Raw genomic sequence first — 19,374 nt, 5'->3', positions numbered from 1 at the left:
CGGCGCCCCCTGATGTGAGCGGGCCCGGTTTGACCGGGCCCGCGCTAGGTCAGCTTCCGCTCTTGACCTTCGTCCAGACGCGGTTCTGAACCCGGTTCAGTTTCGCGTCCTTGGTCGAGACCGTGTAGAGCTTCTGCACGGTGGTCTCGTCCGGATAAATCGCTGTATCCTCGAAGACTTCCTTGTTCAGCAGCGCCTGGCTATCCTTGTTGCCATTGGCGTAGAACACGAAGTTGGAGGCCTTAGCAGCCACTTCCGGACGCATGATGTAGTTGAGGAACTCATGCGCCTCGGCGACGTTCTTGGCGTCAGCCGGGATCGCCATGTTGTCGAACCACATCAGCGCACCTTCTTGCGGAATGGTGTACTGCACGGTCACGCCGTTGTTGGCCTCCGCAGCGCGGTCACGCGCCTGGAGGATGTCACCGGACCAGCCGACAGCCATGCAGATGTCACCGTTCGCCAGAGCGTTGATGTACTCCGAGGAATGAAACTTGCGGATATACGGCTTGATCGACACCAGCAGTTCGCCGGCCTTCTCGATGTCCTCGGCGTTGTTGCTGTCCGGATCAAGGCCGAGATAGTTCAGCGCTGCCGGGATGATTTCCTCCGGCGTGTCGAGAACGAAAATGCCGCAATCGGCGAATTTCGACACGACTTCCGGCTTGAAGAACATGTCCCAGGAGTTGACCGGCGCATCCGGCATGCGCTCCTTGATCTTCTCGACGTTGTAGCCGATGCCGGTCGTGCCCCACATGTAGTTAATGGCGTATTCGTTGCCCGGGTCATATTTCGACAGGCGGGCTTCGATTTCCTTCCACATGTGCTTGCTGTTGGTCAGCTTGGACTTGTCCAGCTTCTGGAACACGCCGGCCTGGATCTGGCGGCCGAGGAAGGTGCCGGTCGGGACGACGACGTCATAGCCCGTGCCACCGGCAAGCAGCTTGGTCTCCAGCATCTCGTTGCTGTCGAAGACCGAATAGTTCACCTTGATGCCGGTTTCCTTGGTGAAGTCCTCAAGGATCGCATCATCAATGTAATCGGACCAGTTGTATACGTTTACAACACGTTCCTGAGCGAGCGCAGGGCCCGCGATGACTGCAAGCGCCGCAGCGCCCATGAGAAAAGTCTTCAACATGCTTCTCGTCTCCACTCCACACCTGTCTGGTTGACGATCGCCAGCCCCTCGCGCCGCAGATCCCGGCAGACTCTTTTCAACGTCCTTAGGTCCAGTTTCAGCGACACAGATGCGACATCCGAAGCTGAGACTAAAAGCGAATTCCTGCAGGCTCAACAGTTGGTTGGAGGGGCCGTGATGTTTTTTCAGGCACGCCCGGCCCTTCCCTTGTTCAAAACGTTCCGTCAAAGATACGTCTGGCGCTCAAGTGACGAAATTTCGCGGCCAAACGCGTTGAGTTCCTCGCGCTTGATGTCACTGAGCACCTTGTGCATATGCGCGCCCACAGCCTCCTTCATGCGCTCGGAAGCCACGAAGGCATCAATCGCCTCATCCATCCACGGGGTCAGACGCTTGAAGCCCTTCTCATAGGCATTGCCTTCCACCGGTGGGGGCGGCTCAGCCTGGGCCTTGATCCCCTCAAGCATGCCCGCGAGCACTCCGGTCAACACCAGATACGGATTGGCGTCGGCGCCGGCAATCCGGTGCTCGATGCGGGAGGCCGACGGCTTGCTGGCCGGGACCCGCAAGGCGACGGAGCGGTTGTCATAGCCCCAGCAGATCGAGGTCGGGGCATAGGAGCCCGGCTGCATGCGGCGAAACCCGTTGAACGAGCAGATGTAAAGCAACAGCGACTGCGGCATGGTGTCGATCAGGCCGGCGATCGCATGCAACAGCCGTGTCTCGCCATGCACCGGGTCGGCGAAGATGTTGCCGGTCGCGTCCTCCATGGACACGTGCACATGCATGCCGCTTCCGGGCCATTCCGCAAAAGGCTTGGCCATGAAGGACGCCTTCAGCTTGTGCTTGCGCGCCACGCCAGCCACCAGCCGGCGCAGCAGGACAGCATCGTCAGCAGCCATCAGCGGGTCATTGCGATGGTGCAGGTTGAGCTCGAACTGGCCGGGAGCTGCTTCCGAGACGGCGGCATCTGCAAGGATCCCCTGCAACTCCGCGCCGGCGCGGATCTCGTCGACCAGCGGCATCAGCGATTCCAGATCCGACAGAGCATACATGTTCTGGCGCGCCGGCCCCAGATGCGTGGAGAACACCGGCTTCGGCGGGCCGCTCCAGTCACTGTCGCTCTCCTCGAACAGATAGAACTCCATCTCGAAGGCCGACGTGCCCGACAGCCCATGTTCGGCGAGCTTGTCTGTCATGCGGGCAAGGACGTGGCGCGGATCGATCAGGAACGGGCTGCCGGCGCGGTCATACATGTGCATCAACACCTGCGCCGTCTTGCGCTCGGTCCAGGGCACGATCTTGAGTGTCCGGGCGATCGGCCAGCAGACGCCGTCCATGTCACCGGTCTCGATGTGCAGGCCGGTCTCCTCGACCTCGCGGCCCCAGACATCAAGACCGAACAGGGCGAAAGGCAACGCAACGCCTTCCTCGAAAACTTTGCGGATGGCATTGCCGGGCAACCATTTGCCACGCAGCACGCCATTGGTATCGGGCAGGATGACTTCGAACGTATCAATGTCCGGATGTTCGGCGAGGAAGCTTTCCAGCACCTCTTCCCAGCCCTCGTCGGCCGGGCGAACCCAGGTCTGGCGGGGGACTGTTTGCATGTCGGCTCTCCTTAGGGCTGCCCGAAGCACGGACCGTTCCCGACGGGACCGGTGTTGCTGCGGCGCTTTCGATAATTGCGAAACCGACCAAAATGTGATCACGTCTGGGAATGGCTGTCAAGGAAGCGGAACACAGTTCGATGCTGCGCCGCGATCTGGCAGAACAGCCGCCTTGCATCAAAGACCCGGCGCTCCGGCACCCGCCGCACCGACCGAAACCTCAGGACCTTGCCCCATGTCCGCTGCCGCAAGCCAGCCCCCCGACCCTACCAGTGACCCTGCCCGTGGCCCTGCCCCCGCCGCCTCTGCCGGGGCATCCTCCCCCTCGCGGCGCCTCGCCCGCGACCACGTGGAACAGAGCCTCAGGACCGCCCTTCTCACCGGCCGCTTCATCCCTGGAAAGGCCGTCACGCTGCGCGGACTGGCGCAGGAGCTTGGCGTCAGCCCGATGCCCGTGCGCGAAGCGATCCAGCGCCTTGCAGCCGAAAATGCCCTGTATCTGAAGCCGAGCGGGCGCGTCCAGGTGCCCGAAATGACCGAAGGCCGCTTTGCCGAGATCCTGACCGCTCGCGTGTTGCTGGAACCGGAATTGGCTGTTCGGGCCTTGCCGTTCCTTGACAGGACAGCCGCGCGCGAGTTGGAGGAGATCGATCTTAAGATGGACGTCAGTATTGCCACCGGCGACCCGGAAGCGTATCTGCGCCTCAACCATGCCTTTCACTTCCGGATCTATTCAGCAGCGCGCTCCCTCGTGTTGCTGCCCCTTGTCGAAAGCCTGTGGCTGCAGTTCTCGCCCTATATGCGCACGGTCTATGGCCGGGTCGGCACCGCGATCCTCATAGATCACCACAAGGAAGCCATCCGGGCGATCCGGGGGCGGGATGCTGAGGCCTTTGCGACCGCCATTCGCGCTGACATCCGCGAAGGCATGAGCTTCCTCGAACGGGCCACTCCCGGCCCAGCGCCCCTGCCGGAGCAATCCCGGAAGCTCCCTTTGGCGCAGAAGGGGATTGACGAACTCTGATTTGTGATCACAAAATCAGCCTGAAGGAACGCTTCGGCCCGCGCGGCAGGCGGCAGCCCTTGCACAGTTCCGGTGGCAGCGCGCCTTGACGGCGCGGCCGACCGGCGCAAGATGCGGCAGCCTCCGATGTGGCCCCTGACAAGGAGCCTGCGGACCGGAACACGCCTTTTCAGGAGCCTACCCGTGAGCAAGAAGAAGAAAGTCCCGACCCTGACCAGCCTACGCGGGGTGGCGGATATGGAAACCGCGCAGATGTGGCTTTCCGAACGCGGGATCGAGGACATCGAGTGCATTGTCCCGGACCTTGCCGGCGTGGCACGCGGCAAGATGATGCCGACCCAGAAGTTCCTGTCCGGTCCGGTCATGACAATGCCGTCGTCCATCTTCGCCCAGACCATTTCCGGCGACTATCCGGAAGACGACGACCGGTTCCAGCACAATCCGATTGACGGTGACCTCTATTTCCGGCCCGACTACTCGACCCTGACCACCGTGCCGTGGGAGACCGACCCGACCGCGCAGCTGATTCACGACGCCTACACCCGTGACGGCATTCCGGTGGAAACCGCGCCGCGTAACGTCCTGAAACGCGTCCTGGCCCTCTATGAGGAAAAGGGCTGGAGCCCCGTTGTCGCACCGGAAATCGAGTTCTATCTGGTCAGGCCGAACACCGATCCGGATTATCCGCTGGAGCCGCCGACGGGCCGCTCCGGACGCCCGGAAGCGGGTCGCCAGTCCTATTCGATCTCGGCCCTGAACGAATTCGACGATCTCATCGACGACATCTACGACCTGTCGGAAAAGCAGGGCCTCGAGATCGACACGCTGATCCACGAGGAAGGCGCGGCGCAGATGGAGATCAACCTGCGTCACGGCCATCCGCTGGAACTGGCTGACCAGGTGTTCCTGTTCAAGCGCACCATTCGCGAGGCCGCGCTGCGCCATGACATGTACGCGACGTTCATGGCCAAGCCGATGTCGAACCAGCCGGGCTCGGCCATGCACATCCACCAGTCAGTGACCGACATCGAGACGGGCGAGAACATTTTCTCGAACAAGGATGGTGAGGCAACATCCGAGTTCCTGTCCTTTATCGCCGGACACCAGAAGTACCTGCCGCATGTCACCTGCATCATGGCGCCCTTCGTCAACTCCTACCGCCGCTTCTCGCGCAGCACGGCGGCGCCGGTGAACGTGTTCTGGGGCTATGACAACCGCACCGTCGGCCTGCGCGTGCCCTATTCCAAGCCGAATGCCCGGCGCCTTGAGAACCGCGTGCCGGGTTCGGATGCAAACCCGTATCTGGCCATCGCCGCCTCGCTCGCCTGCGGCTATCTCGGCATCGAGAACAAGCTGCAGCCGGACGAGCCGCGCATGTCGGATGCCAGCAACATCCAGCAGTCGCTGCCACGCGGCCTGATGGAGGCCCTGGCCCTGTTCGAGGAATGCGAGGAACTGATCGAGGTGTTTGGCGAAAAGTTCTTCGCCACGTACCGCGCGATCAAGCAGGAAGAGTTCGAGACCTTCATGTCGGTGATCAGCCCCTGGGAACGGGAATACCTGCTGCTCAACGTCTGACCAACCGGCGCGGGACATGCTCCCGCGCCCCAACCCCTGACCTGGAGCCCATCATGACGGCTGTTTCCAATCGCTATCCGACCGCGCAGCTGCGCGCGCTGGACGCGGCGCATCACTTCCACCCGTTCACCGACACAAAGGCGCTGAACGCGGAAGGCAGCCGGATCATCACATCTGCCAAGGGCGTGTGGCTGACGGATTCCGACGGCAACCGGATCCTCGACGGCATGGCCGGGCTCTGGTGCGCCCAGGTTGGCCATGGCCGCGAGGAAATCGCCGATGCGGTGCACCGGCAGATGGGCGAACTGTCCTACTACAACACCTTCTTCAAGACCTCGCATCCGCCTGTGATCGCACTGGCGGAAAAGCTCGCGGAAATCTCTCCGCCGCAGTTCAACCGGACCTTCTTCTGTTCCTCCGGTTCCGAGGCCAATGACACCATCTTCCGCATGGTCCGCTTCTACTGGGACCAGATGGGCAAGCCTGAGAAAAAAATCATCATCGGCCGCTGGAACGGCTATCACGGCTCGACCCTGGCCGGCACCAGCCTTGGCGGCATGAAGGCGATGCACGAGCAGGGTGACCTTCCTGTCCCCGGTGTGCGCCACATTCCGCAGCCCTACTGGTTCGGCGAAGGCGGTGACATGAGCCCTGCCGAGTTCGGCATCTGGGCGGCGCGGGAACTGGAAAAGGCGATTGACCAATATGGCGAAGACAAGATCGCCGCGTTCATTGCCGAGCCGATCCAGGGGGCTGGTGGCGTCATCATTCCGCCGGAGACCTACTGGCCCGAAGTGTCCCGGATCCTGAAGGAACGCGACATCCTGTTCGTGGCTGATGAGGTGATCTGCGGCTTCGGCCGGCTCGGCACCTGGTTCGGCTCCGATTTCTTCGGCATCGAGCCCGATCTGATGGCCATCGCCAAGGGCCTGACCTCAGGTTACCTGCCGATGGGCGGGGTGCTGGTCTCCGACAAGGTGGCAGCCGGCGTCATCGACAAGGGCGGCGAGTTCTATCACGGCTACACCTACTCGGGTCATCCGGCCTGCGCTGCCGCAGCACTGGCCAACCTGGAAATCATCCAGCGCGAAAACCTGGTCCAGCGTGTGGCGGACGACATCGGCCCCTATCTGCAGGCGCGCTGGCGCGCACTCGGCGAGCATCCGCTGGTGGGTGAGGCCCGCATGACCGGACTTATCGGCGCCCTGGAACTGGTCCCGGAGAAAGGCAACCGCAAGAAGGCCTTCCCCGATACCGGCACCGTCGGCACGCTGTGCCGCGACATTTCCTTCGGCAACGGGCTGATCATGCGCGCCGTCCGCGACAGCATGATCATCTCGCCGCCGCTGGTGCTGACCCATGACGAGGCCGATCTCCTGGTCGCAACCGCCAAGAAGACCCTCGACGACACCCACGCCGAACTGAAGCGCCGCGGCATGATCTGAGACCGGCATCGATTGCCGAAAGACTTGAACATATCAACCCCGCCAGGTTTCTGGCGGGGTTGCCTTTTGCTGACGATCCCTTCGGCGTCACCCGGCCAAGCGAAGCGCGAGCCGGGGCCTACTCGCTTGCAGAGCCTCTGCTTCCATTCGATGTGCCGGCTCTCTTGCAGGCAGCTTCCGCATAATCGGACACACGGTCGCTCTGCGAATGAGTAGACCCCGGGTCTTCGCTTCGCTGCGCCCGGGGCGACACGGAACAAGTTCACCGCCGCCATGAAGACGACCAACGGCCTGGCACTGAGCCCGACTTCTGGGCGGGGCTCTTTGCCAACTCACCCCCCTTCTGCAAAAGCCGTCAGATCGTGACAGGGGTCACATCTGCAATTTGGGAAGCTGTTACCTTAGGTCACATCGAAACGAGGACATAACAACACGGGCGAAGGCCTCTCCTCGCAAGACCAGTCGGATGAACAGTCAAGCAGAAGGAACACCATCATGTCGAATACTATGATGAAGACAGCCGCCGCCCTGACCCTCACAGCCGGCCTTCTGGTCGTTGCTGCAGGATCCGCCGAAGCTGGCCATCGCCGCCATCACGGCTGGGGCACGGGCGCCGCCGTTGCCGGCGGCCTGATCGCCGGGGCTGTCATCGGCTCCGCACTCGCCGCCCCGTCCTATGCCGCTCCGGCACCGATGTACATGGCCCCGGCTCCCGGCTATGTCGCTCCGGCGCCGGTCTACTACCGCCCGGCTCCGTGGACCCCGGAATGGTACCGCTACTGCAGCTCGCGCTATCGCTCGTTCGATCCGCGCACCGGCTACTTCCGGACCCACAGCGGCCGTCACGTCTTCTGCCAGTAACTGGCACAAGCCCTTTCAAGCAGACATTTTCAGCAAGCGTTTCAATGCGTCTTTTCAGCGACCGGGACCGGTTTTGAAGTCCCGGAACACAGCCCAGGCGGCCGAACCGCCACCGAAAGGCCTCGCCCTCACCGGCGGGGCCTTCAGCTTTGGCAAGCCCTTGCCCCGGAATTAGCCTGCCGACTTGCGGCGGGCAGCGCGTACCATGCTTTCGAGAGCCTGCAGAAAGCGCGAGCGGTCGAGCTTGGAGAAGGCAGGGCCGCTCTCGCGGATCTGGCCCGCCTCGCGCAGTTGCGTCTTCAGATCGCGCATGGCCAGCGCCATGCCGACATCGTGAAACGGCTTTCCGGTGGAGCCAAGCACATCCGCGCCGGCCTTGACGCAGCGCGCGGCGAGCGGAACGTCGCCGGTCACCACCACATCCCCCGGCACAACAGCTTCAGCGATCCAGTCATCGGCCTGATCGAGGCCGCCGGGTACGATCACGCGTTCAACGCCGGGCTCATCCGGCAGCCGCATCCAGGAATTCGATACAAAGACGATGCGCAGGCCATGGCGAACGCCGACCCTAGCGGCTTCTTCCTTCACCGGACAGGCGTCTGCGTCGATGTAGAGAACGGTCATGCCACCGGCTCCTGCGTCGGCAACCGGGCGGCCATGCCGTGCGCGGCGGCAAGCCCGGTGGCAAAGCAGGCCTGTAGGAGATAACCGCCCGTCGGGGCCTCCCAATTGATCATCTCGCCGGCAGCGAACACATCCGGCCGGGCTTTGAGCGAGAAATCAGGGTTGAGGGCCGACCAGTCAATGCCGCCGGCGCTGGAAATCGACCGTTCGATGCCGGCCGTTGCCGTAACTGTGACCGGGAGCGACTTGATCCGCTCGGCAAGGTCAGTCGGGCCGACGGCGTCAGCCGCGCATTCGCGCAGCAGGGCGATCTCTACCGGAGCAAGCCCGAGCGCCTTGCGCAGGAAAGTCGAGCGCGACTGCTTGCCCTGTGGCCGGTCCAGCTTCGCCGTCAGCGTCGCTGCATCTGTATCCGGGCGCAGATCGACATAAAGGGTCGCCGACCCGTCGCGTTCCAGCGTATCCCGTAAGGCCGACGAAAGGGCATAGATCGCTCCGCCCTCGATGCCCGTCCGGCTGATCATCGCCTCACCGCGCTGGCTCATTGTGCCGTGACGAACGGCAATCCGCTTCAGCGGTGTGCCTGCGAACTTGTCGGAAAACATGTCTGACCAGGGCACGACGAAACCACAGTTCGACGGACGCAAGGGTTGGATCCCGACGCCTTCGGCGGCAAGGGGCGCCATCCAGTCGCCGGTTCCGCCGAGACGTGGCCAACTGGCACCCCCAAGCGCCAGCAACGTGACGCAAGCGGAAATGACGGTTTCGCCGCCGTCCGGATGATGAAACCGCGATGCCCCCGGCGCCGCGAAGCCGCTCCAGGCTGCACGGGACACCAGCCGCACGCCGCGCGCCCCCAGCCGCGCCAACAGCGCACGCAGCATTGGCGAGGCTTTCATGGCCTTGGGAAAGACACGGCCGCTGCTGCCAATGAATGTTTCCTGCTCAAGCCCTGCCGCATAAGCCTGCAACGCCTCGGGATCAAATGCGCGGATCGCCGGCTCCAGATGTGCGGCGGCTGACCCATAGCGCGTGAGAAAGCGATCCAGCGGCTCGGAATGGGTGAGATTGAGCCCGCCACGCCCGGCCAGCAGGAATTTGCGGGCCGGTGACGGCATCCGGTCGACAAGGGTGACGGCATGACCCGCCGCCGACAGATGATCCGCCGCGATGAGGCCCGCCGGGCCAGCGCCGATGATGAGAACATCGACTGATTCGGTGGCGGCAGCCGGCAGCAGGGCGTCTTGGGGCATTGATGGCTTCCTGATCACATGGGGGTGTGGTTGTGCCCTTTCACTGCAATCGACGCAACAACTCGAGCGCGAAGACACCGGGAAAGCCGTCGCCTCCCCAGGGAGACGGTAAACTTCTATCGATCAGGAATACACGCAAGCAAGCTTAATGCTGAAAATGGAAACGAAAAAATCATTTATTAGCAATTGTAGCCTCTTTTTATCCTACGTCAGATTACTAGCTTTGCCCAGTAAAAGCCGGATCACACACCTTGAGTCGGACATCTTGGCAGGGGTTGATACGAAAGGATCATCGATGATGCAAGATGTGTCAAATCAGATCCTCGTTGTAGATGGCGACGTCAAAGTGACGTCGAGCTTCCAGAATTTACTTGGCCAGAAATATAAAATTGCAACTGCGTCAAGCTCTATTGAGGCATCCCTTTTCCTCGAAGCGAACCACAATGTAGGTGTAATTGTTGCTGCACTGAACCTTCCCGGTGTCGACGGGATCGAGTTTCTGCGTAGTCTTATTGACAGTCATCCTGCCGCGTCGCGCATTCTTCTGACAAATGATCGGACGGTGGAAGTCGCCAAGCGCGCCGTGAACGACGCCAATGTCCTCATGTATCTCAACAAACCCTGTACGGTCGACGAAATGGAGGCCGCGATCCGCAACGGCCTCACGCACAACACCCGGCTGGTGCGCGAAAGGGCTTTGCTGGAGAAGACGCTGGCGGGCACTGTCAAGATCCTGATCGAAACCCTATCCCTGTTCCATGCGGACGCCTTCCGCAAGACAGCTGTCCTCCGCCAATGGGCCTTGCAGGTGGGCAAGGCCATCGGTGTGAAGCGAGCCTGGGAACTCGAGATGGCAATGATGTTCTCGCCGCTTGGCGAGGCCTTGCTGCCCAAGGATATCTTGTCGCGCTACCGTTCGGCGCGGTCATTGACCGACCAACAGCGCGAGATGCTGTCCCGTGCGCCGGAGCAGACCCGCGATCTGCTGCGCAACATCCCCCAGTTCGAGCGGATCGCCGATGTGCTCTACTATGCAAATCGCGGCTATGACGGCTCGGGGTTTCCCGCTGACGGTCCGGTTGGCAAGGACATTCCCTTGCATTCTCGTATCCTGAAGATCCTGACCGATCTCTGGTATGCCAGCCCGGACAGCGGCCTGGATCTGGCTGCCTTCGAGGCCTTGTCGATCAACCGCAAGCAATATGATCCCAAGTTGCTGGAAATCGTCCGCGCCACTCTGCTGGCCGATGAACTGAACAAGTCCAAGAGCGTCAAGACCGTTTCCTGCCATATCCGAGCCTTGCATCCGGGCGATGTGTTAATTGACGATATCCTGACCGATGGGGCACATGAACTTGTCCTGTCACGCGGCCATCAGTTGACGAACACAACCATCAAGCGCCTGTGGCAGTTCGACCGGTTGTCCGGCTTGCGCCAGCCGATCCGCGTGCGGCGGGTTGAAAGGGAGGCGGACAGCATCGTCGCCTGAGACCCGGACGTCAGCTGCGCCCGAGCCTTTTCGCCAGCAGTTCGGCCTCATAGGCCTTGGCCACGCGCAGGAAGCGTGCGTGGGCATAGTTGAGCGACAGGATCAGCCCCCACCAGCCATAGCGCATGTATTTGCGCGCCACATAAGCCTTCAGAAATGCGAAGGGAAACTCGGTCAGCAACCGCCAGCGCGGCAGTGACCGGCCCCGGACGCGCATGTCGGTTACCTGCATTGTCGAGTAGCGATTGTATTTCTCGACCTGGAAAGTGAGCGAGCGGATCGAGTGATGCGCGACGATGCCCTTGAGGTCCGCCAGCCGCGCACCGGGCTCGGGGCGCACCGTGTCATGCACGGTCGAGGCCGAGAACCGGCCCCTGCGCCGGTCGTAGAGGCGGATCTGGTGATAGCCATAGGCCCAGGACGCCGGTTCATCCTCATGGGCATAAACGTCGCGGATCATCACCCGCCAGCCATCCGCCGCAAGGTGGCCGCCCGCGCCCATCAGAGCCCGGATTTCCTCGGCAAGACCAGACGTCACCACTTCATCGGCGTCTAGATTGAACAGCCAGTCATTGCGGCACTGGTCCTCGCCGAAGCGTTTTTGCGGGCCGTAGCCGGGCCAGGCATTGAACACCACCCGCGCGCCTTCAGCTTCTGCAACCGCCACCGTCGCATCGACCGAACCACTGTCGATGACGATCACCTCGTCCACCCAATCCTTCACGGAGCGAATGGTGTCCGCAATGCGGTCCGCCTCGTCACGGGCGATGATGAAGACGGAGAGGGGCAAGTGTTCGCTCATGCTTCGAAGGTCCGCTGGCGCCGGCACGCGGCGCGGCAAGTCTGTCCCTGTTAGTCAATATCCGGCGCTGGTGGAAGAGCCCGTGCGGGCCGGAGGCGGAAAAGCAAAAGAGCCGGGGGGAAACCCGCCCGGCTCGGAAACATCTGCAATGACCGAAGTACCAAAAACCTGTTCCGCAACGGGTCTCCTTATCGCAGCGGCAGGTGACAACCGTGTGAACCGTTTGCTGCATCGCAAAATTTTTACCCACCGCATTGCAGCACCCACCAAAGGGAGGATGCCCCGGCGACTGGAAACTAGGACAAACTGCGGCCTATCTTACGTTAAAGTCAGTTTGTGACTTGCCGCTGCAGCGCCGGGATGGAACCATCCGGCCAACGCGGGAGGAAACTGGCCATCCCGAGCCTGCAACGGCGAGGACGGGCCGAGAACAAGGAACCGGAACATGACCGCAGCCATCGTGGGTTGGGCCCATCTGCCCTTCGGCAAGCACGCCGAGGAAACCGTCGAGAGCATGATCGTCCGCGCGGCAACGGACGCCATCATCGACGCCGGCATCGAGCCGAAGGACGTCGGCGAAATCTATCTCGGCCATTTCAACGCCGGCTTCTCGCGGCAGGATTTCACCGCCTCGCTGGTGCTGCAGGCCGATCCGGCGCTGCGCTTCACGCCGGCCACCCGGGTCGAGAACGCCTGCGCCACGGGCTCTGCCGCCGTGCATCAGGGCGTGCGCGCCATTGCCACCGGCTCGGCCCGTTTCGTGCTCGTGGTCGGCGTCGAGCAGATGACGACGACACCGGGACCGGAAATCGGCCAGAACCTCCTGAAGGCCTCCTACCTCAAGGAAGAGGGTGACATTCCGGCGGGCTTTGCCGGCGTGTTCGGCAAGATCGCCGATGCCTATTTCCAGCGCCATGGCGACCAGTCGGACGCGCTGGCGAAGATCGCGGCCAAGAACCACCGGAACGGCGTCAACAATCCGTACGCCCAGATGCGCAAGGACTTCGGCTTCGAGTTCTGCCGCCAGGAAAGCGACAAGAACCCCTTCGTCGCCGGCCCCTTGAAGCGCACGGACTGCTCGCTGGTCTCCGATGGTGCGGCCGCGCTCGTCCTGACCGATCCGGCCATCGCGCTCGGCATGAAGAAGGCCGTTGCCTTCCGCGCCATGGCGCATGTGCAGGACTTCCTGCCGATGTCGAAGCGCGACATCCTGAAGTTCGAGGGCTGCCAGACGGCCTGGGGCAAGGCACTCACCAATGCCCGGCTGACGCTCGATGACCTGTCCTTCGTCGAGACGCATGACTGTTTCACCATCGCCGAGCTGATCGAATACGAAGCCATGGGTCTGGTGAAGGAAGGCGATGGCGCCCGCGCCATCCTGGAAGGCTGGACCGAGATGGACGGCAAGCTGCCGGTCAACCCCTCCGGCGGCCTGAAGGCCAAGGGCCATCCGATCGGCGCCACCGGCGTGTCCATGCATGTGCTGACCGCCATGCAGCTCACCGGCGAGGCCGGTGGCATCCAGGTGAAGGACGCCTCCATCGGCGGCATCTTCAACATGGGCGGCGCGGCCGTCGCCAACTATGTGTCGATCCTGCAGGCGATGAAGTAAGGGCGGGGGTACGCCTCACACCCACGTAGCGAACAGGGTGCCAGGCAACGCATCGCCTTGCCTGGCACCCTGCCCTTCCCTCCCGGAGGTCATCCCTGCCCCCGTGCGGGGATCTGCACTGCTCCAGCGCCAGAACGCACCCTCACCTGCTCGCAGCAAGGCCGAATGGATCCCCGCACGGGGGCGGGGAGGACTGCGGTGGGTGGTTTTCCGCTGAGCGACAGGCGGTTGTCCAGTCGATGAGGCGTCAGCCGGACATCGCAAGGCGGCAGGAGGAGCCTCGCGCCCCGCCCAGCGTTTCTGGCAAAATTCACTGCTACAGGAGCATTTTCTCCCCCGCCCACGAACTTTGAAAAACGATGCCCGGTATTTTGCGAAAGCTCCCGGTATCTTGAGCATAGTTTTTCATCGCCCGGAGTGCGGCCATGTCCGTTCGCAGCGAAACGACCGATCTGAAGCGCTTGTCGCGCCTCGACGTGTTCCCCGCCTTTCACAAGGTGGCGGACCGGCGGGTTGTTATCGTCGGACATGGCGGCGAAGCGGCGGCCAAGGTGCGGCTGCTGGGGGAAACCAACGCCATCATTGAGGTGGTGAGCCACGAGATCGAGCCGGAGCTGGCCGAGGTCATTGCCGCCGTCGGCGCGCATCACATTGCCGAGGATTTCCGCCCGCGCCACCTGAACGGCGTGGCGCTGGTGTTCTCCGCCCGCGAGGACGAGCGGCTGGACCGCGCCGTCGTCGAGGCCGCCCGCATTCTCGGCGTTCCGGCCAACGCGGTCGACAAGCCGGAGCTTTGCGACTTCTACACCGGCGCGCTGGTCAACCGCGCCCCGATCGCCGTGGCGATTACCTCGACCGGCGTCGGTCCCGTGCTTGCGCGCCACATCCGCGCCCGCATCGAGGGCCTGCTGCCGCGCTCGACCGGTGATCTGGCTCGTCTCGCCGAAAGCCTGCGCGAGACAGCCGCCCGCGTCCTCACCGATGGCGCGACCCGTCGCCGCTTCTGGGCGAAGTTCTTCTCCGGCCCCGTTGCCACCAATTTCTTTGCCGGCCGTCCGGATGTGGCGCGCGTGGAAGCGCAGCGCCTGCTGAATGCGGCCCAGGACGAGAGTGGTTTCGTCTGGCTGGTGGGCGCCGGTCCCGGCGCCGAGGATCTCCTGACGCTGCGGGCCCAGCGCCTGCTGCAGGAAGCCGATGTCATCGTCCATGACGCGCTGGTGCCGGATGCCGTGGTGGCCATGGGACGGCGCGACGCCCAGCGCATTTCCGTCGGCAAGCGCAAGGGCGCCCATTCGGTGCCGCAGGAGCGGATCAACAGCGTGCTGGTCGAGCTGGCGCAGGACGGCCACAAGGTCGTGCGCCTGAAGGCCGGTGATCCGCTGGTGTTCGGCCGGGCGGGCGAGGAAATGGACGCCCTGCGCGCCGCCAGCATCGGTTTTGAAGTTGTGCCCGGCGTCACGGCCGCCTTTGCCGCCGCCGCCTCTGCGCAGATCCCGCTGACCCTGCGCGGTGTCGCCTCGACGCTGGTGTTTGCAACCGGCCACAACGCCGACAGCGAGACCCTGCCCGACTGGGCCGGTCTGGCGCTGAAGGGCGCGACCGTTGCCGTTTACATGGGCCGCACCGTGGCTGCTGCGGTGTCGCAGCGGCTGATCGAGGCCGGTCTTGCTGGCAGCACGCCTGTCGCCATCATCGAGAACGCCGCCCATCCGGAGGAGCGCCAGTTTGCCGGCACGCTGGCCGACCTGCCGGCGCTGGGTGAGCGGACGGATATTTCCGGCGCGACGCTGATCGTCATCGGCGAGGCCGTCGCCCATGCGGCCCTGTCGAAGGCCGCCCCGATTGCTCCGCGCCTGCGGGCCACCATCGCCGCCTGAGGGCGCAGAACAAGTGGCGGCCCGTCGCGGGGCGGCCTGAGGAGAGAGGAATGAAGGTCATCACCGCCAACCGTCTGATCGACGGCGAGGTCGTGTTTCTGGGCGCAGACGGCACCTGGGTCGAGCTGATCGGCAAGGCGCGCGTGCTTGCGGACAAGGACGAGATCGCCGCCGCGCTCGCCCTTGGGGCGCAGGCTGTTGCCGCCCGGCTGATCGTCGAGCCCTACGAGATCGACGTGATCGAGATCGATGGACGGCTGGAGCCTTCGCGCTTCCGCGAGAAGATCCGCGCCGCCGGCCCTACCACCCATCCCGCCCTTGGCAAGCAGGCCCGCGAGACCGCCTGACAACGAGATTTGCGGGGGAAGGCACCGGCCTTCCACCTGCCGGAGACGCGCCATGTACCGCTACGATGAATTCGACCAGGCCTTCGTTCAGGAACGCACCGCGCAGTTCGCCGACCAGGTGCGCCGCCGCCTGTCGGGCGAACTGTCGGAAGACGAGTTCAAGCCGCTGCGCCTGATGAACGGGCTGTACCTGCAGCTGCACGCCTACATGCTGCGCGTCGCCATCCCCTATGGCACGCTGAACAGCCGCCAGATGCGCAAGCTGGCGCATATCGCGCGCACCTACGACAAGGGCTATGGCCACTTCACCACGCGCCAGAACATCCAGTTCAACTGGCCGAGCCTGAAGGACACGCCGCGCATCCTGGAAGAGCTGGCCGAAGTCGAGATGCATGCCATCCAGACCTCCGGCAACTGCATCCGCAACGTGACAGCGGATCATTTCGCCGGCGCTGCCGCTGACGAGATCGCCGACCCGCGCCCCTATGCGGAGATCCTGCGCCAGTGGTCGTCGCTGCACCCGGAGTTCTCGTTCCTGCCGCGCAAGTTCAAGGTCGCCATCACCGGCGCCCCGCATGACCGCGCCGCCGTGCAGGTGCATGACATCGGCCTGCAGCTGGCCCGCAACGAGGCCGGCGAGATCGGCTTTGTCGTCTTCGTCGGCGGCGGTCTTGGCCGCACGCCGATGATCGGCCGCAAGGTGCGCGACTTCCTGCCTGAGGAAGACCTCCTGGCCTATTCGGAAGCGATCCTGCGCGTCTACAACCGCTATGGCCGCCGCGACAACAAGTACAAGGCGCGCATCAAGATCCTCGTGCACGAGACGGGCCTCGAGGACCTGAAGGCGGACATCGAGGCCGAGTTCGAGAAGATCCGCTTCGGCATCCTGCGCCTGCCGGACGCGGAAGTGCGCCGCATCGAGACCTATTTCGCCCCGCCGCAGCTCGACCCGCGCGCCGGGACGAGCGCCAAGGTCGAGACGCGCAAGGCCACCGATCCCGCCTTCGCCCGCTTCGTGGCGCATAACCTCAATCCGCACCGGGTGCCGGGCTACACCAGCGTGACCCTGTCGATGAAGCCGATCGGCGGCATCCCGGGCGATGCCACCGACGCCCAGATGGACGTGATCGCCAATCTCGCCGAGGGCTATGCCTTCGACGAGATCCGCATCAGCCACGAGCAGAACGTCATCCTGCCGCATGTGGCGCTCGATGACCTTCCGGAAATCTTCGACGTGCTGGTGAAGACCGGCATGGCGGAAGGCAATGCCGGGCTCATCACCGACATCATCGCCTGCCCCGGCATGGACTACTGCGCCCTTGCCACGGCCCGCTCCATCCCGGTGGCACAGCGGATTTCCGAACGCTTCGGCGCGCCGGAGCGGCAGAGCGACATCGGCGAGCTGAAGATCAAGATCTCCGGCTGCATCAACGCCTGCGGCCATCACCATGTCGGCCACATCGGCATTCTCGGCCTCGAGAAGAAGGGCGAGGAGTTCTACCAGATCACGCTCGGCGGCTCGGCCGACGAACGGTCCTCGATCGGCGAGATCGTCGGCCGTGGCTTCTCCTCCGACGAGGTGGTGGATGCCATCGAGATGCTGGTGGACACGTATCTGAAGCTGCGCGGCTCGAAGGACGAGACCTTCCTCGACGTCTACCGCCGCCTCGGCGAAGACCCGTTCAAGGAGGCGCTCTATGGGGCTGAGTGATCTGGCCGGACTGGCCCTCGACCCGGATCTGGGGGCCGGCGCAGAAGCCCGCGCCTTCGCGGCCCAGTATGAGGGCGCGGCGCCGCTCGAAATCCTGAGCGACGCCATCAACACCCACTACCGTGGCCGCATCGCGCTGGTGTCGTCTTTCGGCGCCGACTCGTCCGTGCTGCTGCACATGGTGGCCGCGGTCGACCCGTCGACGCCGGTTCTGTTCGTCGACACGGGCAAGCTGTTCTCGCAGACGCTGCGCTACCGCGATGCGCTGGTGGAGCAGCTTGGCCTTACCGACGTGCGTGTCGCACGGCCCGAGCGGGACGAACTGACCGCCATCGACCCGGCCGGCATGCTCTGGATGAACGACACGGATGCCTGCTGCAATGTGCGCAAGGTGCTGCCGCTGGCCCGCGCGTTGAAGGGCTTCGACGCCTGGATCTCCGGCCGCAAGCGGTTCCAGAGTTCCACACGTGCGGCCCTGCCCGTGTTCGAGGCCGAGGACGGCCGCGTCAAGGTCAACCCGCTCGCCAACTGGACGGCGGCGGACATTCTCGAATACGCCAAGCTGCATGACCTGCCGCCGCATCCCCTCGTCGCCGAAGGCTATCCGTCCATCGGCTGCCTGCCCTGCACCGACAAGGTCGCTCCGGGAGAAGACCCGCGCGCCGGGCGCTGGCGCGGCCAGGCCAAGACCGAATGCGGCATTCATCTTTCCCTGTCCTCGAGCCCGCTGCCGGGCGCGGGCAACACCTGACGCTGCAAGGACGCACCTCGCATGACCAAGATCTACGCCAATGGCGCCTTTACCGAAGAAGCCTGGGTGCGCCTTGAGGCCGACGCAGAGCTGCCGGCTCAGCCCGCTGCCGAAGGGGTGAGGCTGATGGTTCCGCTCGCCCGCTTCCTGGCCGATCCCGAGCGCCTTGTCGCACTTGGTGACAGCGCGGCGGTGCTGATTGCCGCCGGCGAGGACGTGCAGCAGTTGGAGCCGCATCTGACCCATCTGCCGCGCGTGCTGGTGGAATTTCCGAAGTTCACCGACGGGCGCGGCTTCTCTGCCGCCCGCATCCTGCGCGAACAGCTCGGCTACGCCGGCGACATCCGCGCCATCGGCGATTTCATCCTCGACCAGATCCCCCTGATGCGCCGCTGCGGCGTGTCCAGCTTCGAGATCGTCAAGCCCCAGGTGGAAGCCGCGCTTCGCGCTGGCGAATGGCCGGAAGTCACCCATTACCTCCAGCCGGTCGGCAGTGTCGCCGAAATCCCGGCCGGCACCCGCCCCTGGGCCCGCCGCCCCTCCGACCTGCACAAGGTCGACCAGGCCGCCGAGTAAGGCACTGATCGTCGCCCGAGCTCCCTCTCCCCCGTGCGGGCAGGGCGATTACATGTGTGGCCAGACGGTTTTCGAGGCCTCTCAGCCCCCCTCCCCCTCGTGGGGAGGGGTGAGGGGTGGGGGGCACGGGAGGCCGCTAGATCACAAGGCGTCTGAAATCAGCCTGGTCAGCAACGTCGGCAATTGGATTTAAGTCCGCTCCCCCCACCCCCACCCCCTTCCCACGAGGGGGAGGGGAGCTGAGAGGCTCCGACAGTTCAAACTTTCTCGGCACAGTCGTTCACATCGAACACGTCACAGACATCACATGCAATCGCCCTGCCCTCAAGGGGGGAGAAGGTTGCTGGGGCTTTGCCAAAGTCGCAGATGCCGGTCAGAGCATTGCCCAAACAAAAACGGGGCGGCCACTGGCCGCCCCGTTTCCTTGAAATCTTGCGGATCAGGCCAGAGCCAGTTCGGCAGCCTGCTTGCCACGGCCGCGGCGGTCGTCTTCGGTGATGAAGGTCACCTTGGCGCCTTCTTCCGGCGTGCCCATACCCGAGCGCTCGAAGGCCGAGATGTGCACGAACACATCCTTGCCGCCATTTTCCGGCGAGATGAAGCCGAAGCCACGGTCATGGTTGAAGAATTTGATGGTGCCGGTTTCGCGCATGGCAGTATCCCTTCCCGAAGTGTC

At 63.8% G+C, this 19,374-nt stretch carries 17 protein-coding genes; 11 read left to right on the top strand and 6 right to left on the bottom strand.

Annotation, left to right across the window (positions count from 1 at the left end; translation table 11 throughout):
* Positions 1-49 precede the first annotated feature (49 nt).
* A complete protein-coding gene (locus tag ACTIFE_RS03040; RefSeq protein ID WP_439527815.1) occupies positions 50-1,135 on the bottom strand; it encodes a polyamine ABC transporter substrate-binding protein in 1,086 nt (361 codons plus the stop codon).
* A 227-nt stretch (positions 1,136-1,362) separates the two neighbouring features.
* On the bottom strand, positions 1,363-2,748 hold the full coding sequence (locus ACTIFE_RS03035) for a glutamine synthetase family protein (RefSeq protein WP_439527693.1): 1,386 nt from the start codon (positions 2,746-2,748) through the stop codon (positions 1,363-1,365).
* Between the two features lie 235 nt (positions 2,749-2,983).
* Between ACTIFE_RS03035 and ACTIFE_RS03030 the strand changes: the two genes are divergently transcribed.
* From ACTIFE_RS03030 to ACTIFE_RS03015, 4 genes are all read left to right on the top strand, one after another.
* A complete protein-coding gene (locus tag ACTIFE_RS03030; RefSeq protein WP_439527692.1) occupies positions 2,984-3,772 on the top strand; it encodes a GntR family transcriptional regulator in 789 nt (262 codons plus the stop codon).
* Positions 3,773-3,898: 126 nt separating this feature from the next.
* Positions 3,899-5,350, top strand: a complete 1,452-nt coding sequence (locus ACTIFE_RS03025; protein ID WP_439527691.1) for a glutamine synthetase family protein — start codon at positions 3,899-3,901, stop codon at positions 5,348-5,350.
* Between the two features lie 53 nt (positions 5,351-5,403).
* Positions 5,404-6,795 (top strand): aspartate aminotransferase family protein, encoded by a 1,392-nt coding sequence (locus ACTIFE_RS03020; RefSeq protein ID WP_439527690.1) that lies wholly within the window; start codon positions 5,404-5,406, stop codon positions 6,793-6,795.
* A gap of 495 nt (positions 6,796-7,290) precedes the next feature.
* Positions 7,291-7,656, top strand: a complete 366-nt coding sequence (locus tag ACTIFE_RS03015; RefSeq protein WP_106754024.1) for a BA14K family protein — start codon at positions 7,291-7,293, stop codon at positions 7,654-7,656.
* A 171-nt stretch (positions 7,657-7,827) separates the two neighbouring features.
* Here the strand turns inward: ACTIFE_RS03015 and ACTIFE_RS03010 are convergent, their stop codons facing one another.
* On the bottom strand, positions 7,828-8,280 hold the full coding sequence (locus ACTIFE_RS03010) for a YaiI/YqxD family protein (RefSeq protein ID WP_439527689.1): 453 nt from the start codon (positions 8,278-8,280) through the stop codon (positions 7,828-7,830).
* On the bottom strand, positions 8,277-9,533 hold the full coding sequence (locus tag ACTIFE_RS03005) for an NAD(P)/FAD-dependent oxidoreductase (RefSeq protein ID WP_439527688.1): 1,257 nt from the start codon (positions 9,531-9,533) through the stop codon (positions 8,277-8,279). The genes ACTIFE_RS03010 and ACTIFE_RS03005 overlap by 4 nt, the downstream gene beginning before the upstream one ends.
* 148 nt (positions 9,534-9,681) lie before the next feature.
* Between ACTIFE_RS03005 and ACTIFE_RS03000 the strand changes: the two genes are divergently transcribed.
* Positions 9,682-11,022, top strand: a complete 1,341-nt coding sequence (locus ACTIFE_RS03000; RefSeq protein WP_439527687.1) for an HD domain-containing phosphohydrolase — start codon at positions 9,682-9,684, stop codon at positions 11,020-11,022.
* Between the two features lie 10 nt (positions 11,023-11,032).
* Here ACTIFE_RS03000 and ACTIFE_RS02995 read toward each other — a convergent pair whose 3' ends face one another.
* Positions 11,033-11,824, bottom strand: a complete 792-nt coding sequence (locus tag ACTIFE_RS02995) for a glycosyltransferase family 2 protein (protein WP_439527686.1) — start codon at positions 11,822-11,824, stop codon at positions 11,033-11,035.
* A gap of 445 nt (positions 11,825-12,269) precedes the next feature.
* Between ACTIFE_RS02995 and ACTIFE_RS02990 the strand changes: the two genes are divergently transcribed.
* The 6 genes from ACTIFE_RS02990 (at position 12,270) to ACTIFE_RS02965 (ending at position 18,698) form a co-directional block, all read left to right on the top strand.
* Positions 12,270-13,436 (top strand): acetyl-CoA acetyltransferase, encoded by a 1,167-nt coding sequence (locus ACTIFE_RS02990; protein ID WP_439527685.1) that lies wholly within the window; start codon positions 12,270-12,272, stop codon positions 13,434-13,436.
* 425 nt (positions 13,437-13,861) lie between these two features.
* Positions 13,862-15,313, top strand: coding sequence for a siroheme synthase CysG (cysG, locus tag ACTIFE_RS02985; protein WP_439527684.1), 1,452 nt, complete (start codon positions 13,862-13,864; stop codon positions 15,311-15,313).
* Positions 15,314-15,363: 50 nt separating this feature from the next.
* Positions 15,364-15,660, top strand: coding sequence for a DUF2849 domain-containing protein (locus tag ACTIFE_RS02980; protein WP_439527683.1), 297 nt, complete (start codon positions 15,364-15,366; stop codon positions 15,658-15,660).
* A 52-nt stretch (positions 15,661-15,712) separates the two neighbouring features.
* Positions 15,713-17,371 carry a nitrite/sulfite reductase gene (locus ACTIFE_RS02975; protein WP_439527682.1) on the top strand — a complete coding sequence of 553 codons (1,659 nt, stop codon included), beginning with the start codon at positions 15,713-15,715 and terminating at the stop codon, positions 17,369-17,371.
* Positions 17,358-18,122 (top strand): phosphoadenylyl-sulfate reductase, encoded by a 765-nt coding sequence (locus ACTIFE_RS02970; RefSeq protein WP_439527681.1) that lies wholly within the window; start codon positions 17,358-17,360, stop codon positions 18,120-18,122. The genes ACTIFE_RS02975 and ACTIFE_RS02970 overlap by 14 nt, the downstream gene beginning before the upstream one ends.
* A 21-nt stretch (positions 18,123-18,143) precedes the next feature.
* Positions 18,144-18,698, top strand: a complete 555-nt coding sequence (locus ACTIFE_RS02965) for a DUF934 domain-containing protein (protein WP_439527680.1) — start codon at positions 18,144-18,146, stop codon at positions 18,696-18,698.
* A 439-nt stretch (positions 18,699-19,137) separates the two neighbouring features.
* Here ACTIFE_RS02965 and ACTIFE_RS02960 read toward each other — a convergent pair whose 3' ends face one another.
* Complete coding sequence (locus tag ACTIFE_RS02960) at positions 19,138-19,350, bottom strand: cold-shock protein (protein WP_439527679.1); 213 nt, start codon at positions 19,348-19,350, stop codon at positions 19,138-19,140.
* Between the last annotated feature and the right edge of the window lie 24 nt (positions 19,351-19,374).

The sequence above is a fragment of the Pannonibacter sp. genome (assembly GCF_051860505.1).
Lineage (GTDB): Bacteria > Pseudomonadota > Alphaproteobacteria > Rhizobiales > Stappiaceae > Pannonibacter.
Note: the sequence above shows the minus strand (reverse complement) of the source record. Positions and strands in the feature narration are given on the sequence as shown.